Source organism: Pedobacter sp. WC2501, assembly GCF_052682415.1.
This window is the reverse complement of record NZ_JBQZFI010000001.1, coordinates 2,010,971-2,031,474: the sequence shown is the minus strand read 5'-3', so window position 1 is coordinate 2,031,474 and position 20,504 is coordinate 2,010,971. Positions and strand designations below refer to the sequence as shown.

Annotated in this window: 15 protein-coding genes; all 15 read right to left on the bottom strand. The window is 38.8% G+C overall.

Features of this window, described 5'->3' with window-relative positions; genetic code table 11:
• Positions 1 to 85 precede the first annotated feature (85 nt).
• The 15 genes from ACUN24_RS08855 to ACUN24_RS08785 all read right to left on the bottom strand — a co-directional run bounded on the left by ACUN24_RS08855 (position 86) and on the right by ACUN24_RS08785 (position 20,398).
• The gene (locus ACUN24_RS08855) at positions 86 to 880 is read right to left on the bottom strand and encodes an SDR family NAD(P)-dependent oxidoreductase (RefSeq protein WP_445562156.1); all 795 of its coding nucleotides are present in this window, start codon (positions 878 to 880) and stop codon (positions 86 to 88) included.
• 253 nt (positions 881 to 1,133) lie between these two features.
• Entirely contained in the window at positions 1,134 to 1,520 is a 387-nt protein-coding gene (locus ACUN24_RS08850; RefSeq protein ID WP_445562155.1) for a hypothetical protein, read from the bottom strand.
• A gap of 39 nt (positions 1,521 to 1,559) precedes the next feature.
• A complete protein-coding gene (locus tag ACUN24_RS08845) occupies positions 1,560 to 4,049 on the bottom strand; it encodes an outer membrane beta-barrel protein (protein WP_445562154.1) in 2,490 nt (829 codons plus the stop codon).
• Between the two features lie 3 nt (positions 4,050 to 4,052).
• The gene (locus ACUN24_RS08840) at positions 4,053 to 5,186 is read right to left on the bottom strand and encodes a PepSY-associated TM helix domain-containing protein (RefSeq protein ID WP_445562153.1); all 1,134 of its coding nucleotides are present in this window, start codon (positions 5,184 to 5,186) and stop codon (positions 4,053 to 4,055) included.
• Between the two features lie 8 nt (positions 5,187 to 5,194).
• The gene (locus tag ACUN24_RS08835; RefSeq protein ID WP_445562152.1) at positions 5,195 to 6,394 is read right to left on the bottom strand and encodes a hypothetical protein; all 1,200 of its coding nucleotides are present in this window, start codon (positions 6,392 to 6,394) and stop codon (positions 5,195 to 5,197) included.
• 10 nt (positions 6,395 to 6,404) lie between these two features.
• A complete protein-coding gene (locus ACUN24_RS08830) occupies positions 6,405 to 8,789 on the bottom strand; it encodes a TonB-dependent receptor domain-containing protein (RefSeq protein WP_445562151.1) in 2,385 nt (794 codons plus the stop codon).
• Positions 8,790 to 9,093: 304 nt separating this feature from the next.
• A complete protein-coding gene (locus tag ACUN24_RS08825) occupies positions 9,094 to 10,311 on the bottom strand; it encodes a DUF4374 domain-containing protein (RefSeq protein ID WP_445562150.1) in 1,218 nt (405 codons plus the stop codon).
• Between the two features lie 17 nt (positions 10,312 to 10,328).
• Complete coding sequence (locus ACUN24_RS08820) at positions 10,329 to 10,973, bottom strand: hypothetical protein (RefSeq protein ID WP_445562149.1); 645 nt, start codon at positions 10,971 to 10,973, stop codon at positions 10,329 to 10,331.
• 111 nt (positions 10,974 to 11,084) lie between these two features.
• On the bottom strand, positions 11,085 to 11,621 hold the full coding sequence (locus ACUN24_RS08815) for a sigma-70 family RNA polymerase sigma factor (protein ID WP_445562148.1): 537 nt from the start codon (positions 11,619 to 11,621) through the stop codon (positions 11,085 to 11,087).
• A gap of 1,126 nt (positions 11,622 to 12,747) precedes the next feature.
• A complete protein-coding gene (locus ACUN24_RS08810; RefSeq protein ID WP_445565129.1) occupies positions 12,748 to 13,878 on the bottom strand; it encodes a sensor protein KdpD in 1,131 nt (376 codons plus the stop codon).
• Between the two features lie 474 nt (positions 13,879 to 14,352).
• Positions 14,353 to 15,423, bottom strand: coding sequence for a porin (locus tag ACUN24_RS08805; RefSeq protein ID WP_445562147.1), 1,071 nt, complete (start codon positions 15,421 to 15,423; stop codon positions 14,353 to 14,355).
• Between the two features lie 292 nt (positions 15,424 to 15,715).
• Positions 15,716 to 16,276 (bottom strand): K(+)-transporting ATPase subunit C, encoded by a 561-nt coding sequence (locus ACUN24_RS08800; protein ID WP_445562146.1) that lies wholly within the window; start codon positions 16,274 to 16,276, stop codon positions 15,716 to 15,718.
• A 131-nt stretch (positions 16,277 to 16,407) separates the two neighbouring features.
• The gene (gene kdpB / locus ACUN24_RS08795) at positions 16,408 to 18,435 is read right to left on the bottom strand and encodes a potassium-transporting ATPase subunit KdpB (RefSeq protein WP_445562145.1); all 2,028 of its coding nucleotides are present in this window, start codon (positions 18,433 to 18,435) and stop codon (positions 16,408 to 16,410) included.
• Positions 18,436 to 18,564: 129 nt separating this feature from the next.
• Positions 18,565 to 20,283 (bottom strand): potassium-transporting ATPase subunit KdpA, encoded by a 1,719-nt coding sequence (kdpA, locus tag ACUN24_RS08790; protein ID WP_445562144.1) that lies wholly within the window; start codon positions 20,281 to 20,283, stop codon positions 18,565 to 18,567.
• 37 nt (positions 20,284 to 20,320) lie between these two features.
• Positions 20,321 to 20,398, bottom strand: a complete 78-nt coding sequence (locus ACUN24_RS08785; RefSeq protein WP_082035969.1) for a potassium-transporting ATPase subunit F — start codon at positions 20,396 to 20,398, stop codon at positions 20,321 to 20,323.
• Positions 20,399 to 20,504 lie beyond the last annotated feature (106 nt).

The window sequence follows — 20,504 nt, the reverse complement described above, 5'->3', positions numbered from 1 at the left end:
GATAAATTGGAAATCAAAGATAGCGTCCTTAATTAACTGAATACATTCTTATCAGTAAGCGCAGCCTGAAAGTATCTATAACACACTACAATATCGATCTTACTAAACCGCCCTCTACCCTAATGGCTGCCCCATTGGTTCCGGAGGCTAATGGACTTACATAAAAAGTAACTGCGTTTGCAATTTCACTTACATCAAGAAAGCGTTGCAGTAATGAAGTCGGCCTCATGTTCTTAAAGAAATCCGCTTCTACCTCAGCAATAGTAATGTTTCCATTTTTAGCTAAATCTTCAATAAAACTACCAACCCCTTTTGATTTGGTAGGACCAGGCAAAATTGAATTGACGGTTACTTCAGTACCTTTGGTTAGTTCAGCCAAACCACGGCTAACTGCCAGCTGTGCAGTTTTAGTCATACCATAGTGGATCATTTCATCCGGAATAAACACTGCTGATTCGCTGGAGATAAAAATAATCCTGCCCCAATTTTTCTTTAACATCCTGGGGAATAGTTGCCGCGATAATCTGATTCCACTCATTACGTTGACTTCGAAAAACCTAAACCAATCATCATCACTGATATCTTCGAAGGCTTTGGGTTCAAAAATCCCCGCATTATTGATCAGTATATCGATCTCCGGAAGTTTATCAATCAGTTTACTTACTTCATCAGCTTTCGAAAAGTCAGCAGCTATGCCTGAAACAAAATCTTTCCCGGCAATATCTTGCAATGACTTCACGGCATCATCCACACTGCTTTGCGACCTCCCATTGATAATTACTTTTACGCCTTCTTTTAATAAACTTTCAGCAATGGCGAATCCGATCCCAGCTGTAGAACCACTTATAAAAGCTGTTTTATGCTTTAATTGTAAATCCATTCTTTGATTTTTAAAATGTTTAAGAGAAAATTTCTATTGCTATATGGATGATATAAATTGAGCAATTTTCTGACTAAAAAGTGTCATATAAATATGCTAAAAATAAACTGCAAGAAAGAGCTGGAAAGTTAATTTTTACAGCTCATTAATGACTAGATGACCAGAATTGATCTAATTATTACGTAGCTGTTAATTCCAGCCACAAAAACAGCCTTCAGGCTTATTTAGTAAAGGGTGTCAACGGATTAATTCTTTACTTCAGAGCTTTAAGTTGAGAACCTAAAAGTACTCCTCCAAGAGCAGCTGTAAGAAAAATCCCTTCGAATATCAATAACCTTTTTTTCTTTTTAAAACCACGATAAAAAGTATGCGCTGCCATTATGCCCAGGCCAACAAACTCAATATTGCGCTGCACCCTTTTCGATGAATCTTTATTTTTGATTAAAGCAATATGCAATAGCTCATCTATTAAACTGATGTTTTTTGAAACACCTTTTCTAATCTGTTTTTTGCTTGCTGAAGTACCCAGTTTTTTAGCAGCACTTTGTAATCCTGTAGTGGTAATTTCATTAATCAAACGTGTTTTAGTATCTTTTTTTTCCATATCACTTTCCTTAAGTCCTATTATTTCAACCGACATAAAGGAATATGGTTTTGATTAATTTGAGAAATAAGAGAACTATCCCCCTCCTTTCACCCTGTTTTGGATATCATCATTTCCACTTCTGCGTTCTTTTACATTGAAAGAATTACCAAAACGGCAAGAAAATGAAAGCATTACCCTTCGCCCATCAACATTTACATGGCTGTACATATCAATATTCTGGTACCTGGTTACCTGTTTGTACTGACTCGATTGAAAAATATCGTTCACCAAAAGCTTTATACTGGCTTTATCTTTTAAGAGTTTTTTTTGAAACGCTGCTGATACAGCGTGATAGGCCTTTTCGGTAGAAATACCATAAACTGATTTTGAATTATAATATGCATTTAATTCTGCACTAAAGCCATTACCAAGTTTAAATGAGTTTTGGGTATTGATTGTAAAACTAACCTGGCTGTTCTTAAATTCTTCTGCATCTTCACCTCCACGGTAAATATTATCGTAAATATTGACAAAATTTGTTGCCGTCCACCAGCTGAAATAATCAGTCTGGCCAGTAAAACTGACACCATAATTCACCAGACTTTTCAGATTCTGTGGGCGTTCGTAAGTAGTATTCAGGTTATCAATCTGCCCCGACACCCAGGTTATTACATCGGTAGTTCTACTATAATTTAAGACAGTGGTGTACTTGCTTTTAAAAATGTGACTTAATACGATGTTCTGAGTAAGCTCTGGCGTTAAATATGGATTCCGTTCGTAGTATAAAAGCGGATCTCTAAATACCCTGAATGGGTTTAAATCGCCATAATCGGGTCTTTGTATCCTTCGGCTATAGGCCAACTGAAATTGGTTGTTTTCGCCTGCAGTTTTATTTAACGCCAAATTTGGAAACAACTGAAAATAATTTCTTTTAAGAACCGAGCCGGTAGTAACCTGATTACCCAAAGTATGGGTGTATTCTCCCCTTAAGCCCAGCTGTACAGTAAAGGTTTTAAATTCATGGTTAAGGTTTAGGTAAGCGGCATGAATCTGTTCTTTATATTTAAAATAGTTGCTACCTGCAGCATCATATACCCAGGCAGCGTTTGTTAAATTTTGATAAACCAGGTTATTGTCAGAAGTAATAAAAGAGCTTTTTAAACCAGTCTCGATTTTTATGGTCTTACCCAATTGATCGGTATAATCTGCCTTGCCCACATACACTTCGGTTTTAGCCGGAACGTAACCTTTTCTATTGCTGGTTTGCGGAGGAGTTGATGGATTAGCTGCGGTATAGGTATCTAAATTTAACCTGGAAGTAAAGCTGTTGCTGGCAAAATCTACATCGGCACTAAAGGTTCTGGCTTCCTTTTTAAACTTATGCAGGTAATTAAGGTTGTAGGTTAAGTTACTCCAATTTTGCTGATCGTAATTGGTAGTGGCCATATCAGATTGAACAATTCCGTCCTGGTTCTGTAGGATATTGCTTGTTTTGCTATCATGCAGATATTTACCAATGTTACCATTTATTAAAAAGCCGATGGTATTCTGTGGATCTAAATCCACATCCATTCCTACCCTGAAATTATTAGTATTTAAAGGTTCGTTGGTTTCGGTATGCTGATTTGAAATGCGGTCGTAGTTACCTGAAACAATCCCATTTGTGTAAAACCTTCGGCTAAAATCAAGATATTCTGTTTCGCCGCGATAGGCATAATTGTAACTCCCATAAACATTAAAGCCTGCATTTTTATAATTAAGGCTAAAGCCCGATCCATATCGAGCTTTTCTACCTGCCCCACCGTTAACAGAAACCGATCCGTTCATTCCTTTCACCTGGCTTTTCTTCATCACAATATTGATGATACCGGCATTACCTGCCGCATCGTATTTGGCAGAGGGATTGGCCATAATTTCTATTTTAGAAACCGATGCCGAGTTTGTGCCCTTTAACAATATACTTAATTCTGCAGGCGAAAGGTAAGTGAACTTTCCATTGATCATTACATTAACCCCGACCCTTCCTTTTAAAGAAATTTTACCTTCATCATCTACCTTAATACCAGGTGCTCTTTGCAATAGTTCTAATGCGGTATTCCCTTCTGACAGGATACTGTTTTCAACATTGATGGTCATATTATCAATGCTTTGTTCAATTATTTTTTTCTGCACCGAAATGTTTACCGAGTTTAAACTACGGGTATCTTCTATTAATTTCAACCTGCCCAGGCCAATAATTCTATGTTGGACAGTAATCTGAATAATATCGGTTTGATGGGTGATGTAACCCATGTTCGAGATCTTAACGCGGTATTTCCCATGTTGCAGCGCAGGGAAAGAAAAGCGGCCCAGAGAATCTGTTAAGGTTCCTTTAATGCCCTTACCTTCTACATCCTGCAAGGCTACTGAAGCAAACTCAACAGGGGTGCCATTCTCCATCACTACAACACCGTTAATTGCCGGATCGGATTGTGCCAAAACGGTTTTACTGGTAAAGAAACACATAAAAAATAGCAAAAAATAAGGCAATAGCTTACTAACATCAGGGTTTTTACCTGAAGCAAAGGAGAGGAATCTGTACATAAATTAAGCGTTTAAGGGTTCTGGAATATTTTTATTCTTTTTGGGTTTCTTCCTTTTTTTGCCCCACCAAATATAAAATCCGGTAATCGGCAGGCTGGCGCAGATTAAACTCGCAACAAAAAAAACAATCTTGCTCGGCAAACCGGCGAATGCACCAACATGCAAACTGTAGTTTAACTTTCTAACCTGATCGGCAAAAGCAAGTTCTGATAATCTTTTCCCGGCCGATCGGGTTAACTGAAGTGTAGATGGATTAAAATACAAATCTCTCCAATAGCCATTAATCATATCGGTACAGGCATAAATCGGCTCATCGACCTCGTCAGGAAAAGAAACGATAATCTGATCTTTATTGTAAAGTGCAATTGTATTTTTAACTTTTAACCAAACCTGATCTACATTTGTAAGTATAGTATTGGGTGCCGCACTAAACACTTCGGTAGTTTGTTTGCGTGGATTACCAACCCCACCGGTTAACCAGTATATACTTTTATTAAACCAGCTAAAGCTCATAATTAGTCCTGTAGTGGCCATTACCAGGGCAAATAATAAAGTATAAAAACCTAATACATTGTGCAGATCGTAATTAACCCTTTTAAATCTGGCTTTCCACTTTATTTTGAAACTCTGGTCTTTCCCGGTTTTGTTCCATTTTTTTGGCCACCACAATATCAGTCCGGTGATTAATAAAACGAAGAATGTAAAGGTAGACCAACCAATTACCTGTTTCCCAATTTTATCAGGCAGCCAAAGCCTCCGGTGCCCATCATCTATAAATTCGAAAAAATCTTCATGATGTACCATTGCAATAACTTTTGCCGTATAAGGATTTACATAAACGACAGAATCTGAATTTGTACTTACTATAGCAGACTTATTTTCACCGTGATACCAAACGGAATGAATTTCCTTCCCAGGCAATTGTTTTTTAACCGATTGGTAAATTTTAGATGGTGCCAATATAGCTCTCCCTGCCGGCTTTTCAGCAAACAACCAGGGAGAACTTAAAGTTTTAATTTCCTGCTCAAAAACCAATACGCAACCCGTAATTCCCAATATCACGACTACAACACCTGAGGCTAAACCAAGCCAAAGGTGAAGCCATGCATTTAACTTTTTGAGTGGTTTGAGAAACATTAAACTTATTATTTAAATTTAACCAACTTGCTTAATCCACTCACTCCTTCGAGCTTAGCGCCTTTGGCAACAGTTCCTGAACTTAGGTTATAAGTGTAAACATAATAACCTTCTGATGTTAATGCACCGATATACGCTACATCGCCATCTACCAATACGTTTGCTGCATAAGGATTTGGGATACTCTTAGGAATATTAAGTTTTGTCTTCGTTTTATTCACTACGTCGATTAAATAGTAGTCAGCAATATACTTCCCACTATAATCTTGCCAGGTAGAAATTTGCGATTTATCAAAAATCTTAACAATTGCTTTTCCGTTTCCTACGTAAAATAAATCAGTTGCCTCTTCTTTGGTCCTATCTGTAAGTTCATACTGATAAGTTGCATCAATTGCTGTTGCGCCATTAGCCACACGATAAATCGAAAATGAACCACCTGTTTCTCCTGCAATCCAGATTGTTGGTGCATTTATAAAATAAGCATAGTTACCGTCGGTAAATGTTCCTGGAGAATTTAGGTTATAATGTGCAGGTTGATTGAAACGGGTATCTTTCGTAATCGCAACCGTATTCACATTTGGGAAGTCCATTGAGGCCAGGTAAACCTCGTTTAGCGGAAGGTTTGTATTTTCATTGGTAAGGTTATAACTGATGTAAAGTTTATTACCTAAAAATACTGCAGAATTTCCCCAATAATAATATCCTGTTATTGGTTTTGGAATATTAATGTTCCCCGAAGCCGTAATGGTCATTGTTTCTACATTTAACGTAGCGTATTCGAACTGTAATGCTTCTTTCATGCTAAATAACACCAGGGTTTTATCATCTTTCCATGCATAAAAACTTGAATAATAAGCCCAGCTGATTTGAGTGAATGGAATTTCTTTAATAATCTTATTAACCTTGTTACTAGAAGTAAATTTGATAAGGTTGCCGGAATCATTTGTTCCATAAAAATATTCGCCACGTTGTGTAATAATACTTGTAGTGGTTTCAGCTCCATTACCCGTAGTGGTTAATATTCCCGAACCGAGTTGCGTGGTATTTAAAATATAGGTTGCTGCTGGTGTACCTGCACGAACCACTAATCCATAATTTTTTTCGATGGGTTCCTCTGTTGGAGGGGAACTTTTCTTACATGCTGAAAAAGCAATTATCGCGATAGCGGCAAAAGATAATAAAGATTGTTTTTTAAGTGTTGTAAACATGATTGAAGATTTATTTAATAAAATATCGAAGTTTGATAAAGGCTGAACGTCCTGGTTTTTGCAACCTGAAATTGTCGTATAAAAGCTCATTAGTAAAGTTATTTACCTCTGCAGAAATGTTATACCGGCCATTTGCCATACTATAGGCTAATGCTACATTGTGAGAAAACTGTGTTGGAATCTTATTTTTGGATTCGATGCTACCTCTGCTTTCCCAGTTAAGATAAAACCAGTTTACAAATTGACTGGAAAGACTAAGCTGTAAACGTGTTCCGGGTGCCCAAATATCATTTTGCCCGATTTCGAGATTTGCATTAGCATATAACCAGGGCTGGTTTGGTATTCTATCGCCATAAGTCAGATCCAGTACAGTAGTGTTTGGTTCGTAAAACTGTTTACTGATAGCCTTTTGGTAGGTGCCATTGATACTGAAGTTCAATAATGTTGAATAACGATACTTAAATTCAAGTTCTATACCATTAATCTCTGCCCCAGCCAGATTATCGTAAACGGAATAAACACCACCACTCGGAATAAAGTAGATAAAGTCTTTTGCATTTCTGTAAAAATAGGAACCTTCAATACCTACGTTATGCTTTTCATTAATACGGAAGTTATAATATGCACCAAAATTGATGTTATCACTATTTTCTGGCTTAAGATTAATATTGGATGTCACATCTATTCCATTCCCAAATAATTCATCCCCTTCTTGTAGACGATAAGCATGTTCGTAAGATAATTTTAAACCTGCATCATTGCTTATGCGGTACCGGCTTGCAATGCCATATCCAAAATAGTTATTGGAAATTTCCGAATCGGTTTTAATATAAGTTTGGTTCTGTGAAAATACCGCATTTCGAACCAGCGCATTCATTGCATAAAACTTACCAAATACAGATGTAGTTAACCGTTTATTAATTGCATTATTTTGGTAAGCAAGCCCCACAACCTGTTTAGCGATGGTGTTCGGTTCATCAAAAGTGTTGGTTTTTACTATTCCTAAGTCCTCAGTTGCTTGTCGGGCAAAGTGGCTGTAATTATAATTGAAGTTCAGGCTATTATTATCATCGATTTCATAGCTAAAATTTGCCCTGGCCAAACTAGAGGTATTTCTATAGTGGTAAATGCTTTTTACACCATAAAGCTCTCCCGAAATAGGTTCCGCCCTACCTCTACCACTCCATGAATAAACATAATTCGCCGTATCAGGCACAGTAGATTTCAGGATTGATGTTGAGGCAAAAAAAGTTGCGGTTAAACCATTTGTTAAAAAATTTGCTTTCTTGTACCTGATGGAAGGCATAAAGAATTTTTCATGGTTTGTTACCTCCCCTATCACCTTATTCTGGTTTGCTCCGGTCTGTATTTCTTTGTACATATCCGAATAAAGAAAGTTTACCTCAAATTGGTCAGCCCAAGATTTATCCGCAAGGCCAATACCAACTTGGCCCATAGTAGAACGGTAAGCACTGTGGAAGCGTTTAACATCTTTTTCCACGAGCTCGTTATTTTCAACTACTTTAATTGCAGCATCATATTCTGGGTTACTCCGCATTAGGTAATCATTATCTGATGCGTTATGAAAGCCATTAAATGTAAATATCAGACCTGTTTTCTTGTCTTTATATTTACCCGAAAGTGCTGCCCTTAAGGTATTGAATGAGCCATAACTAACGCTGGCATCAAGATATTTTGACACGGATTGATTGGTAACAATATTTACCGCTCCACCCAGTGCATCGGCTCCAAGCGCTACCGGAACTACACCTTTATAAACCTCGATACGTTCTGCAAGATTAACTGGGATATTGTTCAGCCCTATTGAACTTCCAAAAGATTCCATCGGTATCCCATCTATAAAAAAACGGATTTGACGGCCAGATAATCCATTCAATGTAAAATTGAAATCAGAACCCAAGCCACCCTGTTCCCTTACTTTAACGCCTGTACTCTTGTTGAGGATTTGGTTAAGATCGGCACTGGTGTTCTGAAAGGCCTTAAGATCTATCACGTTAACGGTGAAACCAGATTCTTTAAGTTCTGTTAAGTTAGTTTTACCTTTTACTTCTACATTCTGTAGGTTGCTGTAATCAGGCTTAAGTGAGAATTTTAAAGTTAAAGGCTTTGCTGCATTCAATGTAATTTCTTGACTAACGCTTTGGTAACCTACAAAAGACACCAAGATGGTATAACGTCCGGGTTTGATACCTGATATTTTAAAGGATCCGTTTATATCTGTGGTTGCGCCCACTTTTGTACCCTTTAAAGAAATGGATGCACCACTTATGGCCCCAGTGCTATCTGCAACATAACCATTAATCGCGGCATCTTGCTGTGCAAAAACTGTTGTGGAAAGAACTAGTAAAAAGAGTAAAAATTTTAATCGATACATTATTTTAATATTGTGCATTTATAGGGTAGTAGCACAACTTTCCTTTTTCCGAAGGTGGGAAATGAAAAAAAATGAAATAATTACTTTATGCCATCCTTCACTACGTTCAGGATCTTTAAAGGTGGAAAATGAATGATGAAAAATGGAAGATGGACTCCTGCGGATTTGATCGAATTGAAGGGTCTTTATTTTTTGGGTTCGTGTGCTATAGGTTAGAGATTCTTCACTACGTTCAGAGTAACAGTCCAAAAAACTTCGCGTTCTCTGCGACGTTTTCTTTGCGAACTTTGCCGTTAAAAAGCGGTCAATCTTTCAAACGGTCAATCCGCATAATAAAATCGGTATCTCCCGCTAGCTGCAGTCCTTTTTTCAACTCGCCGGTTTTGATGTTGTACAGCCAGATATAATTGCCTGATTTGGTAGAATTTACCGAAATATAAGCGGTATCACCTTCAACAATCACGCATTCCCTTCTGGTTCCCTTATCTAGTGGAAGATTAAGTTTCGTAACCGATTGCGTGAGCAGATCAAGTATATAAAATTCAAAATGGGCAGTGCTGTAATGGTCGCCCAGACCTTTAAAGAGATCTTTTCTTTCCGAACGGATAATGGCTTTATTCCCACCCAAGTACCACATTCCATAGGCATGGTTCTGTATTTTTGAAGCTGAAATGTTAAAGAAATAATCTTGATCAATCTTCTTTTCGTTCGCCTTGATCTTAAATATGCCGGTAGGAAGATCAGGATGATTACCTAAGGCAATACCCGGACACGACTGAAAATAATAATCGCCCCGATCATCTTTAAAATTATATGATTGGATCGTGTTAATACCACCTGGATAAGTAGAGCGGATATCTTTTTGTGTACTAAGCAACTTCATTTGAGGGTAACTTAGTTCAGAAACGTATAATGTATCGCTGGTTAAATAACTGGATACACCCTGTGCCCTATGATAAGTATAACCAACCAAAAGCGCATCCCCTTTTTTCTCTACAAAACCAATAGAAAGTGTGGTGTACTTACCTGATGGGGCTGGAATTTCCATATCACCCTGTGCAATGGCCTCCATCTTAACCGTATTGATGAAAATGTATTTACTATGGTTATAACCAGAAAGGTTTAGTCCGGTAAGCATCAAACTATCTTTCCCGATCCAATTAAAATTTTCGATGCTAAAATCTTTAATGTCTAAAAATCCCGTCGTCACTAATTTCCCATCTTCCAGTTTAAATTTAGAGAAACGGTTAGTTTTGCGGTTAAGGTGGTAAAAGAATCCGTTTTTTACAAAAACATCCCTGTCCATATCCTTAGGATCTAAATATGCACCGTCTGTTTCGGGTTTTAGCATCCCACTATCCAGGGTGTTGCTGATGAGCATATACTCTCTTCCATCTTTGGCCAGGATATACAGACTATATTTAGCATCTTTTTCATTTACACTATTTCCCTGTTTACAACTGAGCAAACCAAACGCAAGAATAACAGAAAAGAAAAGTTTAATGATGCTATTGAGATTCATTGTAGTGCTGGTAGCGGTTAAATATCAAACTGAGCCGAAAGCTGTTTCTGCATTACCGGAGGTAGATCCATTAAATTACGCTCGCTGATTACGATAATACTTTTTACACCTGTTTTATTTTTAAGGATAATGTAGGTCTGCCCTTTTAGCAAGGTTATCTTCTTCGATGTACCTTCAAAAACAAGGTTGATATCTTTTTTTGGGGAGATAAGCATGCTACCCGTCAAATCGATCATCCCATCATTATTATTTATTTTCGCAATGGTATTTGGCCCAACGGCTACATCATAGCCTGTGGCATCAATGTGTTTTACATATAGTGCAGAGGGATTATTCAACTCTACGAAATCGGCCTGCCCGATAGATCTGTTTGCAAACACAAAATACGCAATTGCAGCTGCCATAGCGATAAATACAGAAGCCGCAATAGCACCTTTCCACATGATATATATATTGCTTCTTTTTGGCAAGGGTTTAATTACCTGTGGCATGGCAGTTTTGATATCCTGCCACATTGCCTGCTTTATGTCATTTTTGTTTTCAGGAAGGCTTATGGCATCCAGTTCATCTACATCAGTATTAAATAGCCATTCTTCTACCATCTTGCGCTCTTCGGCAGTGCAGGTATTTAAATGGTATTTTTCTAAAAGTTGGTTATTCATGCTGGATAATTTGCCACTAACAAGAATGCAGTATCTGCAAACTTAATAAATTATTGCTTTTAAATAGAAGTAGCCTAAACACCGATTTACCGTAAGTGTATAAATAAAAAATTAATAGCTGGCCAAACCGACTTTAAGTCTGCTCATGGCTTTGGTGATGTGGTATTCTACAGCACGCTCGGAAATATACAGCATGCTGGCAATTTCTTTATTGCTCATCCCCTGTTCACGGCTCATTTTGTATACCCGCTTGCATTGACAGGGCAAAGTATCGACCAAAACATTTACCTTTTCCTTTAAATCATTAAAAAGCACCTGCTCTTCTGTGCAATTGCTGGAAACTGAACAATCCATCATCTGAAACTCGTTATGCTTTTGCCTATTTACCTTGTTGCGGATGTATTCGAAGGTTTTAAATTTGGCCGACCGGATGAGATAATGCTCTATTTTTTCAAGTTCCAGCTCAGTCCTGCGTTCCCAAAGGGATTTGAAAATCTCCTGAACCATGCCTTGTGCGGGTTCTACTTCTTTAATATTATTGTAGCAAACGGCAAATACCTTTTCCCAATACAGCTCATAGGCCATTTCGAATGATTCTTTATCAATTTTAATTAACCTGCCCGAGAAAGGGTGACCTGTTGCTTCCAAATACCTTGTTTAATGGTTGTCCGCAAAGATAGTTATTTAGATCAATTAAAAATAAGGACTTTTTCAAATAGCTCAGCATTCCCACAAAATTCTGGTTGCCAATCAGTTTAATGCAACATTTTTAATAACACAAAGGGGATATATTAGTAAATTAAATATTGAAATGGGGCGATTCTAGTTCGTGAATACCGCAGTTCTGCGCTATGTAAACCCTTCAAATGAATGCTGTTTAGCCACCTAGCCCTGGTTGAAGCGTTACCCCAATGTCATTAAGTTAAGCCTTCGCGGCTGTCAGTCTGAGCGTAGTCGAAGACTTCTTGAAATCGATAAATCGCAAATAAATGCCCTTCGACTGCGCTACCATCGACAGAGTCTATCATTACGGCCGTCATTCTCGCGCAGGCGGGAATCTTAAAGCGCTTGCATTACGATTATTCATAAGTTTCCCTTGTTTCAAAGGCATTCATGAGCACTTCGTGGTTCCCAATCATGTTGGGAATGACAATTCCTCGCAGCCTATAATTCCCTAAAAAATCTGTCATTCATATTGATTTTAAACAATTAATTACCCTACCATTGACGTTATTTTATAAATAATTATTAATCAGCATTTTAATTACTTTCGCATTTCCATCCAGCTAGGCCAGAGTACGGTATCCCCGTTCTACTTAAATCCGGCCTAACAAATTTTTCGGGCTGCACTGTTCTGGCCTCACAATTGGCTTCAAAAGAAAACGGCGAAGCCCTCATGAATGCAGCTGAATTTATAAACCACAAATGAATAAATTTTCAGCCGGCAGTTTTTGTTTCTTTTTGATGCCAAAAAGAAAGAGCCCTTCGGCGGCGGCGAGCCGAGGCAAGACCCTGGTGTATGGCAAAAGAAATCAATTGTACGTCACTCATATTGATTTTATACAATAAATTACCCCTCAGGATGACATCTTTCCTTAACTTAAGACATTGAGTGTTACCCTGCAGCAACGAGGTATGAGGAAGGGAAGCGTATAAGCGCAAAATGGGAAGAAACTGATTTTTGTGTATAAGCCAGGCATTCCAGATCAAAAAAATGGCGCCTAACCCATACAAAAAATAAACAACTAACAAACAGACACATACGGCTATTTTTTTATGACAAAATCACCAGATCAATATCTTTCATCGCCAGATTCTTCAACAAGCCATTAAAAACCGCTGTTCGTAAAATTACCTGAAAAATATTAAGATGGGGCTTGCCGATACATATTGTGGTAACTTCTTTTTCAGTGGCGATATCAATGATGGTTCTAGTAATGGCGTTACTTTTTATTTTAATTACTTCGGCACCCAGTTCGGTAGCCAGTTTAAAATGGTTAATCAGATGGCGTTGTTTATCCAGTTTAATGCGTTCCATGCTTTCACTATCGCTTTGCACATACAACACCATCCATGGCGACCGGTAATAGGAAGCAAGTCTGGCTGTTTTCCGGATCACTACTCCTGCAGTTTCGGCGTTGGAAGAAATACAGGCCAAAAATCGTTCGGGCCTAAGTTTAATTGATTTGGGAATTTCGGTCTGGATTTTCCGTTCTACCTGGTGCACTACCTCTTTTAAGGCCAGCTCGCGCAGCTGAAGAATTTTATCAGGTTGAAAAAAATTATCCAATGCCCTTTCGATTTTTGATTGATCGTAAATTTTGCCTTCTTTAAGGCGGGTAACCAGTTCATCAGCTGTAAGGTCGATATTTACGATCTCATCGGCTATCTCCAATATCTTATCCGGGATCCGTTCGGTAACAGCTATGCCTGTAATCTGCTCAATTTCTTCATTAATGCTTTCCAGGTGCTGAATATTTACTGCAGAGATTACACTGATCCCCGCCTCAAGCAGATCGAAAACATCCTGCCAGCGTTTGGTGTTTTTACTGCCCTCGGCATTGGTATGGGCAAGTTCATCTACAATTACAATCTCCGGATGGCGATTCATGATTCCTTTAAGGTCCATCTCTTCGATTTCCTTGCCCCGATAAAAGATTTTCCGCCTCGGAATAACCGGAAGGCCTGCAACAAGTGCTTCTGTTTCTACCCTTTTGTGGGTTTCTACATAACCGATACAAATATCTACACCATTTCGCAGTAATGCATGCGATTCCTGAAGCATACGGTAAGTTTTACCCACACCAGCACTCATGCCAATATAGATTTTGAGCTTTCCACGCCTGGATTTTTTAACCAGATCTAAAAAATGTCTTACCGACTCTTCTTTTTGTTCCTCTTCCATCATTTTTACCAGGAAACATTCATGATTCCTTTTTCTATCAATATAGTAATTGCAACAATCATAACCAACGTAAATAATACGATCATAAACCTAAAAGAGATCTTATTATATAGCAGTTTAAAGTGTCTTTCTGTGGCATAACTTCTTTTTTTTACACTCATTTTGTTCCTTTTCAACGAATTCAATTTTCGCATCATTAATATTCCTAAGAACGCTAAAAACAGGCTGAATTTGATTTCTATGTAGGGATGCGTTGTTTTTAGAGAGGTATTTTAAAGGTTAATTTCTATTAGAGCTTGTCAAGTTGAGCCCGTCGAAACGCGGTATCATAGATTTTGGTTAGTCCTTCGACAGGCTCAGGATGACAAATTATTAAAGAGTGATCATCATTCCCGCGCAGGCGGGAATCTTAATGCGCCATGCATCTGCATTAGGATCCCCAATCAAGTTGGGAATGACGAACGCATTGGTATTCTAAAACGATACCGCAATACTTGCCGTTAAACTTGCATTGGCATTAACCGCAGCGCCTTCCCTGGCAAATATTTTGTCTTTGCTATCGTAGGCTTTTCCTTCCAACCTCACAACGGCATTGGCTATTGGCGAGTAATCAAGATTTAAAGAATACCCCTTGGTTTTAAAACCTTGTGGCGTGCCTGTGGCAATAAAAATTCCGTTTTTATCTTCATAATATTCAAACCTTCCGGCAACGGCCCATTTTGGCGCAAATTTATATTGTGCAATGGCTACCGGAGAAATAACTTCGCTTTTATCGCTACTGCCTTTTTGTTTTTGTTGCATGCCGTAATCAAATCCAAGGGTTACACCAAACTTATCGGTAAGCTGAAAAATTCCATAAACATTGTGGTAAAATCTGTTTACGCGTACAGAATCAGCTCCTTCTGTTCCAAGATAATTGCTGTAATTTACGGTAATTTTATCAGTTGGTTTCCAGGTCAGCTGAAGTCCACCGGCAGGTTTATTATTTCCATTCTGGCGGGTAATGCGCTGCCATCCGTTTAGGTACAATGCGGTAGCTGTAAATTTTCCATCTTTTGTACCATAAGTAATTTTCGCACCCGATTCGTAATAAGGTGTATTTTCTGAAGAAATATTTCTGGTAAGTACCCAACAATCTTTCGAAACCGCGCCTTCGAAACCGATATGCGAAGAAAAGATTCCGGCATCGATCCAAAGGTTTTCTGTTTTGGATAATTTTACCCCGGCATTGGCCTCAAAGATATTTTTTAATACACCAGGCTCGGCAGCAAGATTAGCATTGGCATAAGTTCCTGCCATTACCGCTAAATTAGCCCTGATCATTCCGCTATCATAAGCGGCCTTGATAAAACCAAGGTTCAGGTTTACTTCGTTTGCACGGTTATGCGAATAAATAAAAGCCGGGCGGTTATGGTCTTCAGGTTTATTAAAATCGTATCCATAATAGGCTTCAAGGTAACCCGTCACTTTAATTTTTGGTTCTTCTTGTGCTCTTGCAATGAATCCTGTAGTAAGTGTAGCGGCAAGTAATAGTATTTTTTTCATTTTACTGATTGTTTTGTATTAGGCAAAGCCTAAGGCCCAGGCTAGTTGGCACCAGACCTTAAAGCATTGCCGTTGTTATTGTTTTGGGAAATATTTTTTGAGTAGTTAAAGTTCCAAATGTTCGTCATTCCCGCGCAGGCGGGAATCTTAATGCACCATATATTGGCATTAAGATTCCCAATCAACCCGATAATTATCGGGTTGGGAATGACGATCACTCGCAACCTATCATCGTCATTATCTATCCTTTTAGTTTTGGCAAACGCATTTGGACAGACTGCAAAGTCACTAACTAAAGCGCATCAAGAGCAAGGTTTAATTTCAGCACATTTACTGATGAAGGGCCGAATAAACCCATAAATGGTTTAAGCGTATTCATGGCAACCAGTTCTTTCACTTTTTTCACATCAATTTTACGTGCTGCAGCAACCCTGTCGATCTGAATGGCTGCACCCTGCTCAGAAATATTTGGATCAAGTCCGCTTCCTGAAGCAGTAACCATATCGGCAGGGATATCTGATTTTTTGATGCCTGGATTGTATTTCAATAAAGTATCAATACGCGATTGCACTTCTTTTAAGTAGTCAGGATTTGATGGCCCTTTGTTAGAACCTGCAGAACCCGCTGCATTGTAGGCAACTGCTGATGGTCTTCCCCAGAAATATTGTGGTTTGGTAAACGACTGACCCAATAATGCATAACCTACTGTTTTACCATTTTTGGTGATTTTTTCTCCACCCCCGTTTCCTTTAGACATTTTACCGATAAAAGCAACAGTAACCGGATATATTACGCATAACAATACCAATAATACAAGTGTTAAGCGGATGGATTGAATGATGTACTTTTTCATCTTTTTATTTTTTTAAATTCTTCTTTGCTCTCATGCTGAGGAACGAAGCATCTCTAACCTAAGGCAGTGATTGTTTTGAGTATCTTCTTTATTGCTTGCAGATTCTTCGTTGCACTCAGAATGACATTTCGTTATACAAATAATCCGACCAATAAATCGATTATTTTAATTCCTATAAATGGGGCTACCACACCACCAATACCGTATATAAATAGGTTTCTGCGTAATAAAGCAGTTGCACCGATGGGTTTATAAGCCACACCTTTCAATGCTAACGGGATCAGGATCGGGATGATGATCGCATTAAAAATTACTGCCGACATGATCGCTGATTCTGGTGAGTGCAAGCCCATAATATTCAGGCTCTGCAAGGCAGGAATTGAGGCGATAAACAAAGCCGGAACGATTGCAAAATACTTGGCCACATCATTCGCGATGGAAAAAGTGGTTAATGTACCGCGGGTAATCAACAATTGTTTACCGATTTCTACGATCTCAATCAGCTTAGTAGGATCATTATCTAAATCGACCATGTTACCGGCTTCTTTTGCAGCCTGTGTTCCACTATTCATGGCTACACCAACATCGGCCTGTGCCAAAGCAGGGGCGTCATTGGTACCATCCCCCATCATGGCTACCAGCTTACCAAGTGCTTGCTCATCTTTGATGTAGTTCATTTTATCTTCAGGTTTAGCCTCTGCAATAAAATCATCAACACCCGCTTTTTCTGCAATATATTTAGCTGTCAACGGGTTATCACCGGTAACCATTACTGTTTTTACACCCATTTTCCTTAAGCGTTCAAAACGTTCGCTGATACCAGGTTTAATAATGTCCTGTAATTCGATTACGCCAAGGGCTTTTTCATTTTCGGACACTACAAGTGGTGTTCCTCCATTGGTAGCAATAGCCTTTACATGATTTTCGATATCAGAGGGGAAAATATTCCCGGCTTTTTCAACAATATTCCTGATCGAATCGAAAGCACCTTTTCTGATCCTTCTTCCATTTAAAGTATCCAATCCGCTCGAACGGGTTTCGGCAGTAAACTTGATGAATGTTGATCCTTCTGGTGTTCCGGCAGATTTGAAACCTTGTTCGGCAGCCAATTCAATGATCGATTTTCCTTCCGGGGTTTCATCAGCCAATGAGCTTAATACACAGGCATCGGTAAAAGCTTTAATGTTTACACCTGCTGTTGGGTAAAAATTAGTGGCTTTACGGTTACCAATGGTGATGGTTCCGGTTTTATCTAAAAGTAATACGTCAATGTCACCAGCAGTTTCTACCGCTTTACCTGATTTGGTAATCACATTGGCTCTTAACGCCCTGTCCATTCCGGCAATACCAATAGCAGATAAAAGTCCGCCGATGGTGGTTGGGATTAAACATACAAACAGGGAAATTAACGATGCAATGGTGATCGGTGTATTGGCATAATCAGCAAAAGGTTTCAAGGTTACACATACAATGATAAACACAAGGGTAAAACTGGCCAGCAGAATGGTTAAAGCAATCTCATTTGGTGTTTTCTGACGTGATGCACCTTCAACCAGGGCGATCATTTTATCCAAAAAGCTTTCGCCTGGAGCAGTGCTTACCTGAACTTTAATCTCATCAGATAAAACTTTTGTACCACCAGTTACCGAAGATTTATCACCTCCTGATTCACGGATTACCGGGGCAGACTCACCAGTAATGGCCGATTCGTCAATAGTGGCAATCCCTTCAATAATCTCTCCATCTGTTGGAATGGTATCGCCTGTTTCGCAAACGAACACATCTCCTTTTTTTAATTGATTAGATGAACGGATTTCGATGGTTCCGTTGGCCAAAAGCACTTTGGCCGGAGTTTCTTCCCTTGTTTTACGAAGGCTGTCGGCCTGTGCCTTACCTCTTGCTTCTGCAATGGCTTCAGCGAAGTTTGCAAACAGAACGGTAAGCAATAAAACTAAAAAGATGAAGAAATTGTACAAAGGCGATCCTTGTCCGCTATGGCTGAAAGAGTATACAGTAACATAAGCCATCACTAGTGTTCCGATTTCAACGGTAAACATTACCGGGTTCCGTACCATTACCCTTGGATCAAGCTTGATGAAAGATTGTTTTAGTGCGGTCTGCACTAAGGCAGGTTCGAACAATTTATTATTGGGTTTCATTTTTTTATTTGTTATGTGATTTCACAGATTTAATTGATTTCACAGATTATGGTGTGGTTTGTCATCCTGAGCCTGTCGAAGGACTTTTGATAATTTCATTTCGACAGGCTTCAATGTGACAACTCTCATTTATTTAAGCATGGTAAAATATTCTGCCAAAGGACCTAAAGCCAGGGCAGGAAAATAAGAAAGTGCATTTAACACGATGATCACCGCAAAAGTCATCAGTGCGAAAGTTTTGGTATCTGTTTTAAGCGTACCGGCCGATTCAGGGATGAATTTTTTGGCTCCCAGTAATCCGGCAATGGCAACCGGGCCAATAATCGGTAAGAAACGACCTAAGAAAATCACAATACCGGTGGATACATTCCAGAACATATTGTTATCTCCCAATCCTTCAAATCCCGAACCATTGTTCGCATTTGATGAAGTCATTTCATACAGCATTTCAGAGAATCCGTGGAAACCAGGATTATTGAGCCAGCTTTTAGGTTGAACAGCCCAGGCGGCATTGCCATGACTGGTAAAAATATAACTTGCAATGGCTGTACCGGCAAGAATCAAAAATGGACTCAACAAAGTAATAATGGCCGCAATCTTAATCTCTCTGGCTTCTACCTTATGGCCAAGAAATTCTGGTGTTCTTCCTACCATCAATCCCGAAATAAATACAGCAACGATCAGATAGATGAAATAATTCAATAAACCTACACCACAACCACCATAAAATGAGTTGATCATCATTCCAAGTAACTGCCAGGTACCCGACATCGGCATAGTACTATCGTGCATACCGTTTACAGAACCTGTAGAAATAATCGTAGTTACCGTTGACCAATAAGCAGAGGCAGCAGGACCAAAGCGGACTTCTTTTCCTTCCATTGCTCCTGTAGTTTGTGAAATACCCATTTTTGCCAAAGCTGGATTTCCACCCAGTTCTGAGCTAAGCATAGGGATGAGCAGCATAAACAAACCGATGGTCATGACCCCAAATATGGTCCAGGCCAATTTTTTCCTGCGGATAAAATAACCGAAAGCAATTACCATGGCAATTGGAATAATGACCTGAGCAATCAACTCCACCATATCGGTAAAGTAACTTGGGTTTTCAAATGGATGTGCCGAATTGGCCCCAAAATAACCTCCGCCATTTGTACCTAGATGTTTAATGGCAATCATTTGAGCAGCCGGTCCTCTCGAAACATTAACCGTATCGCCCTGTAGAGAAATGAATTTATCTTTACCATCGTAACTTGCAGGTGTACCGCTAAAAGTTAAGATTAAGGCCATTACAAATGATAAAGGCAACAATAAACGGGTAATTGATTTCACAAAAAATTCCCAGAAATTACCCAACTCAGTAGTTGTTTTATCTCTAAAAGCTTTAAAAAGAACTACTGCAGCTGCAATACCTGTTGCAGCACTCACAAACTGAAGAAACATAAGCACATATTGCTGGGTAAGGTAACTTACGCCACTCTCGCCTGAATAGTGTTGGAGATTACAGTTGGCAACAAAGCTGATAATGGTGTTAAAAGCAAGATCTGGCGTCATCCCAGGATTTCCATCCGGATTGAATGGAAGCTTATCCTGAAATATGAGTACAAAAAACCCATAAACCAACCACAGTATATTAATGGTAAGCAGTGCTTTTAACTGCTGTTTCCAGTTCATTTGTTCTTTAATATTGATTCCGGAAAGCTTGTAAATACCAGTTTCCAATGGTTTTAAAAAATCTGTCCAGACTTTTTCTCCTGCAAAAACCTTGGCCAGGTATTTACCCAAAGGGATAGCGATAACCAGGGTGAGCAGAAATGTGGCAATAATGCCTGTTAATTCAGTATTCATTTCTTAATTTGTTAATGCTCCGTTGTAGGAGGTAAGATTAAAATTTTTCGGGTTTGATCAGCACGTAAATCATATAGATAAATACGGCGATGGCGATAATAAATAATGCGATCATAGTGTTAGATTTTTTCGAACCAGTTTATCGATTTGTAAGTAGCCCAGCAAAGCAGTACCAGGATTAAAAAAAGTAATATTGTCATAATTGTAATGATTTTACAAGC